The organism is Variovorax sp. GW821-FHT09D05, from assembly GCF_059416325.1.
This window is the reverse complement of the sequence record NZ_JBWKOZ010000004.1, coordinates 380,704-393,285: the sequence shown is the minus strand read 5'-3', so window position 1 is coordinate 393,285 and position 12,582 is coordinate 380,704. Positions and strand designations below refer to the sequence as shown.

Sequence of the window (12,582 nt, the reverse complement as noted above, 5' to 3'; positions counted from 1 at the left end):
GGTTGAAGAGGGTCCGGCCGTGTTCAATTTCGATGCCTTTCTGTCCTACTTCGTCAACCCGTTCCTCCTCGGGGGCGTGGGCATCACGATCGGACTGACCATCGCGACCATCGTGATCGGCCTGGCCCTGGCGCTGCCACTGGCGCTGGGCAGCATGTCTTCGCATCGATTGTTGTCGGCGCCGGCGCGCTTCTACATCTGGGTGTTTCGCGGCACGCCGCTGCTGGTGCAGATCGTCATCATCTACACCGGGCTGCCGCAGCTGGGCCTTCGCTTCGACGTGTTGACCTCCGCGGTGCTGGCGCTGAGCCTGAACGAAGCGGCGTACCTGTCGGAGACCATTCGCGGCGGCTTCTCCGCCATCGCGAAGGGGCAGATCGAAGCGGCCAAGGCGTTGAGCCTTTCGCGCTTCGCGACCTTGCGGCTGGTGACCCTGCCGCAGGTTTTGCGGGTGATCATTCCGCCACTGGGCAATTCGGTGAACGGGCTGCTCAAGGCAACCTCGCTGGCGTCGGTGATCTCGATGGAAGAGCTGATGCGCCGCGCCCAGGTGCTCATGCAGGAAAAATTCGAAGTGCTCGAACTCTATTGCGTCGCGGCCTGCTTCTACCTGGTGCTGACCACGCTCTGGGACCGTGTGCAGGTGCGGCTGGAGCGCCACTACGGCAGGGGCTATGCGGCTGCGCGTGGCGCGGCCTGAACCGGATTCATCTGAACCATGTCCACTTCAACCTCCGACTTCGACCTTGTCGTGCGCAATGCGCGCGTCGTTACCGCTTCAGACACCTTCGATTGCGATATCGGCATCAGCGAAGGGCGCATCGTGCAGCTTGGGGCGAAGCTCGGCCCCGCCGCGCGCGAGATCGACGCGGCAGGCCGCACCGTGACGCCCGGCGGCGTGGATGCCCACTGCCATCTCGACCAGCCGATGCCGCCGCCCACGCGCAACGCCGACGACTTCGACACCGGCACGCGTTCGGCGGCTTGCGGAGGCACGACGACCGTGATTCCGTTCGCCGCGCAGCAGAAGGGCCAGTCGCTGCGCGCTGCGGTCGAGGACTATCGTGGCCGCGCCGCCGGCAAGGCCCACGTCGACTACGCCTTCCACCTGATCGTGAGCGACCCGACGCCCACGGTGCTGAAGGAAGAGTTGCCGGCGCTGATCAAGGAAGGCTTCACGTCTTTCAAGATCTACATGACCTACGACGACATGAAGCTCGACGACGGCCAGATCCTCGACGTGCTGGCGGTGGCGCGTGAACACGGCGCAATGGCGATGCTGCATGCCGAGAACTCCGACTGCATCGAGTGGCTGACCAAGCGTCTCAAGGCCGCAGGCCGCACCGCGCCGCGCTTTCACGCGCATGCGCGGCCGATGCTGGTGGAGCGCGAGGCGACGCACCGCGCCATTGCGCTGGCCGAACTGGTCGATGTGCCGATCCTGATCGTGCACGTGTCGGGCCGCGAGGCCGTCGAGCAGATCCGCTGGGCGCGCGCGCACGGCCTGAACGTGTTTGCCGAGACCTGCCCGCAGTACCTGTTCCTCACCGCTGAAGACCTGGGCATCGACGACAGCTACAAGGGCGCGAAGTGCGTGTGCAGCCCACCGCCGCGCGACAAGGCCAACCAGCAGGTGATCTGGGACGGACTCAACGACGGGCTCTTCACCGTGTTCTCGTCGGACCATGCACCGTTCAAATACGACGCACCGGAGGGCAAGAAGCCCGGTGGCGAAGAGGTCGCATTCCGCCATATACCCAATGGCATTCCGGGCATCGAGACGCGCATGCCGCTGCTGTGGTCCGAAGGCGTGCTCTCGGGCCGGATGACGGCCAACCGTTTTGTCGAACTCACGGCCACGGGCCCGGCCAAGGCCTACGGTCTGCATCCGCGCAAGGGAACGATCGCGGTGGGTTCCGATGCAGACATCGTGATCTGGGACGAATGCGACTTCGTGCTGAAGAACGAGCAGCTGCACCATGAGGTCGACTACACGCCCTACGAAGGCATGCGGCTGAAGGCCTGGCCGGGCGTGACGCTGAGCCGCGGCGAGGTGGTGTGGGACGGCAGCAGCTTTCATTCGCACCAGGGGCGCGGCGAACTGCTGGCCTGCGGTGTGCCGACGTTGATGCCCAGGCGTCGTTGAGATCAAACCAATAAGATGCGCCACTGCAACGCGGTGGCGCCTTCGATGCCATCGCAGGAGAAGACGATGAGCGAATCCGCGAACAAGACCATGCGAGCCATCGTGCTGGACGCGCCCGGGCCGCCCGAAGCGCTCCACTATCGCGAGCTGCCCATACCGACGCCGCTCAAGGGGCAGGTGCTCATCAAGGTCCGCGCGTTCGGGCTCAATCGATCAGAGCTTCATACGCGGCTGGGGCTGGCGGAAGGCGTGACATTTCCCCGGGTGCTCGGCATCGAAGCCTGCGGGCAGGTCGCCGAATGCCCCGGAGGCGAGTTCGCGGTCGACCAGCAAGTGGTTGCGGTGATGGGGAACATGGGGCGCACCTACGACGGCGGCTATGCCGAATACACCTGCGTGCCGGCCAGCCAGGTGATTCCGTTCAAGAGCACGCTTCCCTGGAGCACACTCGGCGCCGTGCCCGAGATGCTGCAGACGGCCTATGGCTCGCTGGTCAGCGCGCTCGATGCGCAACCTGGCCAATCGATCCTGGTGCGGGGCGGGACTTCGTCGGTTGGCCTGGCGACTGCCATCCTGGCCAGGCAGCGCGGCCTCGTGGTCTTCTCGACAACGCGCAACGCTGCAAAGCGGGATGTGCTCACGGCTGCCGGGGTCGACCACGTGATCGTCGATGACGGCGATGTGGCTTCGCAGGTCCGGAAGATCCTGCCGGGTGGCGTGGATCTCGCACTGGAGTTGGTCGGCACGCCTGCGTTGCCCGACACCTTGCGGGCGGTTCGGCCCAGGGGCGTCGTCTGCTTCACCGGAATGCTGTCGAACGAGTGGCTGGTCAAGGACTTCTATCCGATCGGCTACCTGAAGAACCTCGTGCGGCTTTGCGCGTACTCCGGCGATGCCTCCGACCTGCCTGCCTCGGTGCTTCAGGACTTTCTCGACGGCGTGAGCGCGGGCAAGCTCAGCGTGCCCATCGACCATGTGTACGGCTTCGACGAGGTCGTCGAAGCCCACACGAAGATGGAGAGCAACAGCGCGGCCGGCAAGCTGGTGGTGGTTGTGTAGCAGACCGCATTGCCGATGACTTGAAGGTTTTCGGCTGCGCCTTCGAATGCCTTGCTCTTCCGGCTGAGGTGTCGCGCTTCATAGACTGAAGCGCATCGCTCAACGGGAGAACCGCGAATGAAAAATCCAGTCTTTGTCGTGCCTGGGCACGGCAATTCAGGCCCTGCGCATTGGCAGAGCTTGTGGCAATCGACTCGGCCGCAATGGCGGCGACTGCAGGTCGATGACTGGGATCGGGCGGTTTGCGACGACTGGGTCTCGGCGCTGGAGCAGCAGGCTGGTGGGTTGGGTAGCGATCTCGTGGTCGTGGCGCACAGCCTGGGCTGCCTGGCCGTGGTGCATTGGGCGATGCGGTGCACGCCCCGGATTCGAGGCGCATTGCTCGTCGCAGTCCCCGACCCTCAGGCGGCTGCCTATCCGGCGGAAACGTCGCTGGGGTTCGAGCCGCTGCCGTCCGCCCGGCTGCCGTTCCCGAGCATCGTGGTCGCCAGCAATGACGATCCGTATGGCAGCACGGCTTACGCGAGCGAGCGCGCACGCGCCTGGGGCAGTGAGTTAGTCGAGGTGGGAGCGCGTGGGCACATCAACGCTGCAAGCGGCCTCGGCGACTGGCCCGAGGGCTACCGCCTGCTGCAGCGCTTGCTCTGAACCGGGCGCTGCCTACAGCTGGTCCGTGGGCACGAACCACGAGAACAGCAGCAGCTGCAGCCGTGTCAGCATGCTCGAGTCCGGCTCGCTGTCGAGCACCTCGTTGTCGACGTCGCCCGTGCCGACCCATTGCACGTTCTGGCCATCGGGCTTGAGCGTGACGCGGTAGACGCCCTCGATGTCGTCGAGCTGGTAGGCGAAGAGCAGTGCCTGTGTCAGGTCGAAGCTGCGCACGCGCACGCCGAACTCGGTGTTCAGTCGGGCGGAACGCGGGTCGAGGTTCATCGAGCCGAGCAGCACCCACTGCCGGTCGACCAGTGCCAGCTTGGCGTGCAGGCGGCCGCGCGCCTTCTTGAGCAGGTCGCGGAACTGGCCGCTGCGCCGCAGTTGCTGGGTGCTGACCTCGTACAGGTTCACGCCCAGCTTGAGCATGTCGACGCGGTAGCGGTTGTAGTTGATGTTGACCAGTGGCTCGTCGCTGTCGGCCAGCGAGTTGGTGATGACGGTGATGTTCACGCCGTGGTCGCGGCCCATGCGGATGCGTTCCATGCCCTCGTCACCGGGAATGAAGTAGGGCGAGATCACCACTACGTTCGACTGGGCCGTGGCCAGCATTTCGTGAAAGCGCTGCGCCAGCGATTCCGTGGGATGCGCCATGACGCCCAGTGCCTTGTTGGGGCTGTCGGCGGAGGCATGGGCCTCGGCGCGCATCCACTTGGCCTCGTCGATGTTGGCGAGCTGGGCGGCCAGTGGCGGGTCGCCGAGCAGGTCGGTGGCGGCCAGCGGGTCGGGCGGCGGCGCGTGGGTGGGGAAGGTCGCTTCCTCGAAGTCGGTTTTGAGCTGCTGCGGCGTGCGGCTGGTGCTGGCCACCCTTTGCAGGGGGTAGACCACGTCGCTGTTCCAGTAGGTGTCGAAGATGGCGGCGGACTCGGGGACCACCGGGCCGGCCAGCAGCACCTCGAAATCGATGAAGTTCGCGCTCTCGCTGCGCAGGAAGTATTCATCGGCCAGGTTGCGGCCGCCCGCGATGGCCATGGCGCCGTCGGCCACGAACAGCTTGTTGTGCATGCGGTGGTTGAGCCGCCTGAAGTCGGAGAAGAACTCCAGCCAGCGCCCCGACGAATGGTCGCGCGCATTCACGAAGGGGTTGAACAGCCGGATCTCGGCATTGGGCTCGGCGGCCAGGCCCAGCAGCAGGCGGTCCATGCCGGCTGTGTAGAAGTCGTCGAGCAGCAGCCGCACGCGCACGCCGCGCCGGGCGGCATTGCGCATTTCGCGCAGCAGCAGCCGACCGGTCTTGTCGTTGCCGAGCTGGTAGGTCTGGATGTCGAGCGACGACTTGGCGCGCCGCATCAGCTCCAGCCGTGCATCGAGCGCGAAGGAGGCTTCGATCAGCGGCCGCATGCTGGTCAGGCCGTCGGGCGGGGAATTGAGGCTGACGGCCGCGCGGCCGAGCTCGGTGGCGGGCGAGGCCGCAATGGCCAGCGTCGGCGGTTCGGGCGTGCGCGGCGGGAGGCCGGCGCAGCCGGTCAGCGCAATGGCAGTCGCAAGGACCATCAGCCGCAAAGCCGGACCGCGCAGCGCGGGAAACAGAAAGGCAATGAGCTTGAGCATGAGGGCTGCCAACGCACGGGAAGCGTGCGGGCGGCATCGTAGCCGGTTCACCCCTAACCCGAAGACGCAATTTCGCAACGCAACGCCCTTCACTCAGGGCGGTGATTGGAGGAAGCGGAAATTTGTCACGACTAAAATGCGAATCGTTCGTATTAATCAAAATTTCGAGGAGTGGAGCAGGAATGAAGAGGTTGGTGCTGATGGGGTGCCTGGCGATTTCCACACAGCACCAGGTGCTGGCCCAGACGACGAATGCGGGCTCGCTGCCCGAAGTGCGGGTCGACGCGAATGCCGAAGCCGAGACGGCGACCACGCCGGTGATCGGCTACCGCGCGAAAAATGCGGTCACCGCCACCAAGACCGACACGCCGCTGTCGGAAACGCCCCAGTCCGTGACCGTGATCACGCGCGACCAGATGGTCGACCAGGGCGCGATCAATGTGCAGGACGCGCTCAACTACGCGGCCGGCGTGCGCTCCGACGCCTACGGCCTCGATTCGCGAACCGATTCCGTGCGGGTGCGAGGCGCTTACCCCGACGTCTACCTCGACGGCCTGCGCCAAGCCTACGGCTACTACACCAGCACCACCCGCACCGAGCCCTACACGCTGGAGCGGCTCGAAGTGCTGCGCGGCCCCTCGGGCATGCTGTTCGGTGCCGGCACGGCCGCCGGCGTGGTCAACATGGTCAGCAAGCGGCCGCTGCAGGAGGCCCAGCGCGAAGTGGGCGTGCAGTTCGGCAGCTTCGGCCGCAAGCAGATCCAGGCCGACCTCACCGGCCCGCTGAACGCTGACGGCTCCCTGTCGTACCGCCTGATCGCGCTGCAGCGCAAGTCCGGCACGCAGGTCGACTACGTGCCCGACGACCGCAGCGTGATCGCGCCTTCGCTGACCTGGCGGCCCAACGCCATGACCTCGCTGACGCTGCAAGGCCTCTGGCAGAAGGACAAGAGCGGCAGCAGCTCGCAGTTCCTGCCCTGGGAGGGCACCTTGCTGCCGAACCCGAACGGACGTCTTCCAAGCAGCCGCTTCATCGGCGAACCGGGCGACTACTACGACAGCGAGCGCAAGACCTTCGGCTGGCAGTTCGAGCACAAGTTCAACGACAGCTGGACGCTGCGCCAGAACTTCCGCTACGCGCGCAACGAAAACGACAACCGCTACCACTACGGCGGCGCGTTCGCGGGGGCCGAAAGCTGGGATGCCACCGACCCGATCTTCAAGCGCGTGCTGGGCCGCTACTACGACAGCTCGCTCACGCGCAACCGCACGCAGACGCTCGACAACCACGTCGAGGGCCACTTCCAGACCGGCGCCCTGAAGCACACGCTGCTCGTGGGTGCGGACTTCGCACGCCAGCGCGAGAACGTCTGGGTCGGCACGACCTTCGACACCATCGACGTCTATGCGCCGGTCTACGGCCATCTCGACGAGCCTGTGCGCGACGCACGGCCGCGCACCCGCCAGCGCCAGACGGGCGTCTATCTGCAGGACCAGATCAAGCTCGATAACTGGATCTTCGTGACGGGCCTTCGGCACGACAGGGCCGTGTCCAGAGCTGCGGGCAGCAACGACGAGAAAAGCAGCGCCACCACCAAGCGCTTCGGCCTGATGTACGCCTCGCCCTCGGGCTGGTCGCCGTACCTGAGCTACAGCGAGTCGTTCACGCCGCAGGCTGCGCGCGAAGGCCGCATCTTCAGTCCGCTGCGCGGCGAGCAATGGGAAGTGGGCGTGAAATACGAGCCCAAGGACCGCGCCCTGGCCTTCAGCGCTGCGGTGTACGACCTGCGCGAGAAGAACCAGATCAGCGAGCCGCAGCCCAAGGTGTTCACGCAGCTCGGCGAAACCAAGACCCGCGGCGTGGAGCTGGAAGCCAAGGGCTCAATCGGCCCGAACCTCGACCTGATCGCCCACTACAACTACACAGACGCCGATGCGCTGATCGAGGGCCTGCCCAAGCACCAGGCTAGCGTCTGGGCCAAGTACAAGTTCTCGGTCGGCGGCGTGAGCGGCTTCTCGGCCGGCGCCGGGCTGCGCATGATGAGTTCGTTCCGCGACATGCAGTCGGGCGTGGGCCCGCGCATACCGGGCGTTGCGCTGGCCGATCTCGTGTTCGCCTACGAAACCGCCGCCTGGCGCTATGCGCTCAACATCAACAACGTGACGGACAAGGTCTACTTCAGCACCTGCCTGTCGCGTGGTGACTGCTGGTACGGCTCGCGCCGCAACATCGTCGCCAGCGCCACCTACCGTTTCTAGAATCCCTTTCTCCATCAGAGCCACCACGACATGAACAGCCGAAAGATCAAGACCTGGGCCTGGGTGCACAAGTGGAGCAGCCTCGTGTGCACGGTGTTCATGCTGCTGCTGTGCATCACGGGGCTGCCGCTGATCTTCCACCACGAGATCGGCCACCTGCTCGGCACCGAGGTCGAGGCGCCAAAGATGCCGGTGGGCACGCCGCACATCAGCCTCGATCGCGTGCTCGACATCGCGAAGGCGAAGCACCCCGACCGCGTGGTGCAGTTCGCCTCGCAGCCCGAGGACGACGACGGCCTGTGGTTTGTCACGCTCACGCCCACGCCGGAAGCCACGGACGACTTCAAGTCGGTCGCGGTCGATGCGCGCACGGGCGAGGTGCTCGCGCAGCCCAAGTTCGACGAAGGCTTCATGTACGTGATGTTCAAGCTGCACGTCGACCTCTTTGCCGGGCTGCCGGGCAAGCTGTTCCTCGGCTTCATGGGCCTGCTGCTGCTGGTGGCCGTCGTCTCGGGCGTGGTGCTGTATTCGCCCTTCATGCGCAAGCTCGACTTCGGCACGGTGCGGCGCGAGAAGCGGCCACGACTGAAGTGGCTCGACCTGCACAACCTGCTGGGCATCGTCACGCTGGTGTGGGTGTTCGTGGTGGGCGCCACCGGCATGATCAACACGTGGGCCGACCTGCTCATCAAGTACTGGCAATACGACCAGCTCAGCGCACTTCTCACCCCTTACAAGAACGAGCCCATCGTGGCGGTGAACGAACGCGGCTCGGTGCAGCGCTCGATGGACGCCGCGATGCAGAAGGCGCCCGGCACGAAGCTGTCGTTCATCGCGTTCCCGGGCACGTCGTTCTCGAGCCCGCACCACACCACCTTCTTCCTGCGCGGCAACGAGCCCTTCACTTCGAAGCTCTTCCAGCCGGTGCTGGTCGACGCCAAGACGGCGCAGGTGACCGCGTCGCCGAAGCTGCCCTGGTACCTCTGGGCGCTGCTGGTGTCGCAGCCGCTGCACTTCGGCGACTACGGCGGCATGCCGATGCAGATCATCTGGGCGCTGCTCGACATAGCGACCATCATCGTGCTGGGCAGCGGGCTGTATCTGTGGCTCAAGCGGGGCAACCCGGTGCCCGCGTCCAGCAAGAAGACGGCTGCGGCGCATGAGCAGCATGTGCCGCCCGCCGCCCCGCAGGGCGAGCCGGCTCCGGCGATGAAGGTTCAGGCATGAAGCCGCATCAACATCATCAAAGCTTCTGGCGCATGTGGGGCTGGCCGATCGTGCTCGGCCTGCTGACCACCTTCGGGCTGATCTCGGCACTCTTCAGCGATGGCGGGCTGGGCGACATCCTGGCCTGGATCGCACTGGGCATTCCGTGCGTGGTGGGCGCCTGGTATGGCTGGCGCAAGGCGCCGGAGCACTAGTTTTCCCTGAGAGTCGCGCCACCGCGACACGCGTAGCTGGTGCGCCGAAGCAGAATCGGCGCGATGAAACCTGCGCCCGTTGCCGCCGCCTGCCTTCTCTTGCTGGGTGTTCCGCTGGCCGCGCAGGCCCAGCAGGAGCCATCGGCCGATCCTGACACCAGCGGCGCGCGTCTGCGCGAGATCACTGTCTCCACGCCACGCGGCGAAGTCGCGCCTTTCAACGTGCCAGGCTCGGTAGACCGCGTCGATGGCGACGAGATGCGCGACAGCCGCCTGCAGGTCAATCTCTCCGAAAGCCTCGGAGCGGTGCCGGGGCTGCAGGTGCAGAACCGGCTGAACTACGCGCAGGACCTGCAGCTGTCCATCCGCGGCTTCGGCGCGCGCTCGACCTTCGGCGTGCGTGGCGTGCGGCTGTATGTCGATGGCATTCCCGCGACCTTGCCCGATGGCCAGGGGCAGACTTCGAACATCGACATCGGCTCGCTGGACCGGGTCGAAGTGCTGCGCGGGCCGTTCTCGGCGCTGTATGGCAACTCGTCGGGTGGCGTGGTGCAGGCATTCACCGCTTCGGGCGAGGGCGCGCCGCGGTTGGCGTACTCGCTCGCGGGTGGCAGCTTCGGCACCTGGCGGCAGTCGCTGCAACTGAGCGGATCGCAGGGGGCGGTGGACTATCTGCTCGACGCGAGTCGCTTCCACACCGACGGCTGGCGCGAGCACAGCGCGGCGCGGCGCGACATTGCCAACGGCAAGCTCGGCATCGCGCTGGACAACGGCGACAAGCTGACGCTGATCTTCAACAGCGTGCGCATCGACGCGCAGGATCCGCTGGGCCTCACGGCCGACCAGTACGCCCTGGCACCGCGCAACGCCCCGCTGGCCACGCAATACGACACCCGCAAGACGGTGGAGCAGACGCAGGCCGGTCTGCTCTACGAGCACCGCATCAACGCGCAGCAGGGGCTGCGCCTCATGGTCTACGGCGGCGAGCGCAAGACCACGCAGTTCCAGTCGATCCCGCCATCTGCGCAGCAGAGCCCGCTGCACGCGGGCGGCGTGATCGACCTGTCGCGGCAGTACGGCGGCGTTGACTTGCGCTGGAACGCCGCGCTTACGCTGGCCGACCGGCCACTCGACGTGGTGGCGGGCCTGGCCTACGACAGCCTGCGCGAAAAGCGGCGTGGCTATGAGAACTACCTCGGGCCGGTTTCAGCGCCGGTGCTCGGCGTGCAGGGGCGGCTCAGGCGCAACGAGCTCAACGAAGCCTGGAACCTCGATCCTTACGCGCAAGCTACCTGGCGCTTTACCGACCGCTGGACGCTCGAAGCAGGCGTGCGTCGCAGCAGCGTGCATTTCAACTCGCAGGACCGCTACATCGTGGGCGCGAACCGCGACGACAGTGGCAGCGCGCGCTACAGCAAGACCTTGCCCGTGGCTTCGCTGCGCTACCAGGCGACTCCGGACCTGGCGCTGTACGGCTCCATCGGGCGTGGCTTCGAGACGCCGACGCTGAACGAACTCTCCTATCGGGCGAACGGTGCGAGCGGGCTCAACTTCGCGCTGCGGCCTTCGGTGAACGACAGCATCGAGGTCGGGGCCAAGGCGCGGCTTGCGGGCGGCCTGCTGACGGCGGCGCTGTTCCAGACCCGCACGCGCGACGAGATCGTCACGGACACCAACGTCGGCGGCCGCGCCACTTTCCAGAACGCGGGCCGCACCAGGCGCAACGGCTTCGAGCTGGGCTGGCAGCACGAGACTGCGAATCACTGGCGCACGCAGCTGGCCTACACGTGGCTGGACGCGACGTATCGCGATGCCTTCTGTTCACCGTCTCCGTGCGCGGCTGCGAACACCGTGGCAGCGGGCAATCGCATTCCGGGCATTGCACGGCAGTCGCTGTTTGCATCGCTGGGCTGGGTGCCGCCCGAGGGCTGGCGTGCCGGTGTCGAGATGCGTGCGCTGGGCCGAATGCAGGCCAACGACGTCAACACCGCGAGCGCGCCGGGCTATGCCGTCGCGGCGGTGTATGCGGGCTATCTGAAGAAATGGGAGCGTTGGGAGTTCAACGCCTTCGCGCGTGTCGACAACCTGTTCGACCGGCGCTACGTGGGCTCGGTCATCGTCAACGAGGGCAATGCGCGCTATTACGAGCCTGCGCCGGGCCGCAATTGGACGGTGGGTTTGAGCGGCGCTTACCGCTTCTGACCCACCGCCGTTTCTTGCTTCTTACTTGAGGCCGGCAGCTGCGCGCAGTGCGGGCGCCTGCGTCGTCGCTTCCCAGGTGAACTCGGGCTCTTCACGGCCGAAGTGGCCGTAGGCGGCGGTCTTCTGGTAGATCGGGCGCAGCAGGTCGAGCATCTGGATGATGCCCTTCGGACGCAGGTCGAAGTGTTCGCGCACGAGGGCTGCGATTTTTTCGTCGGGGATCACGCCCGTGCCTTCGGTGTAGACCGTGATGTTCATCGGCTCGGCCACGCCGATGGCGTACGCCACCTGGATCTGGCACTGGCGCGCGATGCCCGCGGCCACGATGTTCTTGGCCACGTAGCGCGCAGCGTAGGCGGCCGAGCGGTCGACCTTCGACGGGTCCTTGCCCGAGAACGCGCCACCGCCGTGCGGGCAGGCGCCGCCGTAGGTGTCCACGATGATCTTGCGGCCAGTGAGGCCGCAGTCGCCCTGCGGGCCGCCGATGACGAAGCGGCCGGTCGGGTTGATCAGGTAGCGCGTGTCCTTGAGCCATTCCTTGGGCAGCACGGGCTTGATGATCTCCTCGATGATGGCTTCGTTGAACGAGGCCTTCATCTTGGTCGAGGTTTCGCTCTGGTCGGGGCTGTGCTGGGTGGAGAGCACCACGGTGTCGATGCTGTGCGGCTTGCCGTCCACGTAGCGCATCGTGACCTGGCTCTTGGCGTCGGGGCGCAGGAAGGGCAGGCGGCCGTCCTTGCGCAGCTGGGCCTGGCGCTCGACGAGGCGGTGCGCGTAGTAGATGGGCGCGGGCATCAGCTCGGGCGTTTCGTCGCAGGCGTAGCCGAACATCAGGCCCTGGTCGCCGGCGCCGGTGTTCAGGTGGTCGTCGCTGGCATGGTCCACGCCCTGGGCGATGTCGTTGGACTGCTTGTCGTAGCAGACCATCACGGCGCAACCCTTGTAGTCGATGCCGTACTCGGTGTTGTCGTAGCCGATGCGCTTGATGGTGTCGCGCGCCACCTGGATGTAGTCGACGTGCGCGTTGGTCGTGATTTCGCCAGCTAGCACGACCAGGCCGGTGTTGGTCAGCGTCTCGGCGGCCACGCGGCTGCGGGGGTCCTGCTCGAAGATCGCGTCCAGGATGGCATCCGAGATCTGGTCGGCTACCTTGTCGGGGTGGCCTTCGGAAACCGATTCGGAAGTGAAGAGGAAATCGTTCGCCATTTGTTCAAACTCCTTGAAGTGGTTGGCG

The 12,582-nt window shown here is 66.1% G+C and carries 10 protein-coding genes; 8 read left to right on the top strand and 2 right to left on the bottom strand.

Annotated elements, in window-relative coordinates:
- Positions 1–19: 19 nt before the first annotated feature.
- The 4 genes from AC07O3_RS13100 to AC07O3_RS13085 all read left to right on the top strand — a co-directional run bounded on the left by AC07O3_RS13100 (position 20) and on the right by AC07O3_RS13085 (position 3,853).
- Positions 20–700, top strand: coding sequence for an amino acid ABC transporter permease (locus AC07O3_RS13100; protein WP_093048470.1), 681 nt, complete (start codon positions 20–22; stop codon positions 698–700).
- An 18-nt stretch (positions 701–718) separates the two neighbouring features.
- Positions 719–2,146 (top strand): dihydropyrimidinase, encoded by a 1,428-nt coding sequence (gene hydA, locus AC07O3_RS13095; RefSeq protein WP_495339497.1) that lies wholly within the window; start codon positions 719–721, stop codon positions 2,144–2,146.
- Positions 2,147–2,212: 66 nt separating this feature from the next.
- Positions 2,213–3,205 (top strand): zinc-binding alcohol dehydrogenase family protein, encoded by a 993-nt coding sequence (locus AC07O3_RS13090; protein ID WP_495339496.1) that lies wholly within the window; start codon positions 2,213–2,215, stop codon positions 3,203–3,205.
- Between the two features lie 117 nt (positions 3,206–3,322).
- Entirely contained in the window at positions 3,323–3,853 is a 531-nt protein-coding gene (locus AC07O3_RS13085; RefSeq protein WP_495339495.1) for an RBBP9/YdeN family alpha/beta hydrolase, read from the top strand.
- A gap of 12 nt (positions 3,854–3,865) precedes the next feature.
- Here AC07O3_RS13085 and AC07O3_RS13080 read toward each other — a convergent pair whose 3' ends face one another.
- A complete protein-coding gene (locus AC07O3_RS13080) occupies positions 3,866–5,467 on the bottom strand; it encodes a phospholipase D family protein (RefSeq protein WP_495339494.1) in 1,602 nt (533 codons plus the stop codon).
- 182 nt (positions 5,468–5,649) lie between these two features.
- Between AC07O3_RS13080 and AC07O3_RS13075 the strand changes: the two genes are divergently transcribed.
- The 4 genes from AC07O3_RS13075 (at position 5,650) to AC07O3_RS13060 (ending at position 11,348) form a co-directional block, all read left to right on the top strand.
- Entirely contained in the window at positions 5,650–7,725 is a 2,076-nt protein-coding gene (locus AC07O3_RS13075; protein WP_495339493.1) for a TonB-dependent siderophore receptor, read from the top strand.
- 30 nt (positions 7,726–7,755) lie between these two features.
- Complete coding sequence (locus AC07O3_RS13070; protein WP_495339492.1) at positions 7,756–8,952, top strand: PepSY-associated TM helix domain-containing protein; 1,197 nt, start codon at positions 7,756–7,758, stop codon at positions 8,950–8,952.
- Positions 8,949–9,146: a hypothetical protein gene (locus AC07O3_RS13065; RefSeq protein WP_495339491.1), complete on the top strand. Its 198-nt coding sequence runs from the start codon at positions 8,949–8,951 to the stop codon at positions 9,144–9,146. Before AC07O3_RS13070 ends, AC07O3_RS13065 begins: the two co-directional genes overlap by 4 nt.
- A gap of 63 nt (positions 9,147–9,209) precedes the next feature.
- Entirely contained in the window at positions 9,210–11,348 is a 2,139-nt protein-coding gene (locus AC07O3_RS13060; protein ID WP_495339490.1) for a TonB-dependent receptor domain-containing protein, read from the top strand.
- 21 nt (positions 11,349–11,369) lie between these two features.
- Here the strand turns inward: AC07O3_RS13060 and metK are convergent, their stop codons facing one another.
- Positions 11,370–12,554 (bottom strand): methionine adenosyltransferase, encoded by a 1,185-nt coding sequence (gene metK / locus AC07O3_RS13055; protein ID WP_093172514.1) that lies wholly within the window; start codon positions 12,552–12,554, stop codon positions 11,370–11,372.
- Positions 12,555–12,582: the final 28 nt, after the last annotated feature.

Bases quoted from the DNA above. Each gene is read 5' to 3' on its own strand.
- metK (WP_093172514.1), bottom strand. From the start codon at position 12,554: ATGGCGAACGATTTCCTCTTCACTTCCGAATCGGTTTCCGAAGGCCAC.
- AC07O3_RS13090 (WP_495339496.1), top strand. From the start codon at position 2,213: ATGAGCGAATCCGCGAACAAGACCATGCGAGCCATCGTGCTGGACGCG.
- AC07O3_RS13065 (WP_495339491.1), top strand. From the start codon at position 8,949: ATGAAGCCGCATCAACATCATCAAAGCTTCTGGCGCATGTGGGGCTGG.
- hydA (WP_495339497.1), top strand. From the start codon at position 719: ATGTCCACTTCAACCTCCGACTTCGACCTTGTCGTGCGCAATGCGCGC.
- AC07O3_RS13070 (WP_495339492.1), top strand. From the start codon at position 7,756: ATGAACAGCCGAAAGATCAAGACCTGGGCCTGGGTGCACAAGTGGAGC.
- AC07O3_RS13080 (WP_495339494.1), bottom strand. From the start codon at position 5,467: ATGCTCAAGCTCATTGCCTTTCTGTTTCCCGCGCTGCGCGGTCCGGCT.
- AC07O3_RS13060 (WP_495339490.1), top strand. From the start codon at position 9,210: ATGAAACCTGCGCCCGTTGCCGCCGCCTGCCTTCTCTTGCTGGGTGTT.
- AC07O3_RS13085 (WP_495339495.1), top strand. From the start codon at position 3,323: ATGAAAAATCCAGTCTTTGTCGTGCCTGGGCACGGCAATTCAGGCCCT.
- AC07O3_RS13075 (WP_495339493.1), top strand. From the start codon at position 5,650: ATGAAGAGGTTGGTGCTGATGGGGTGCCTGGCGATTTCCACACAGCAC.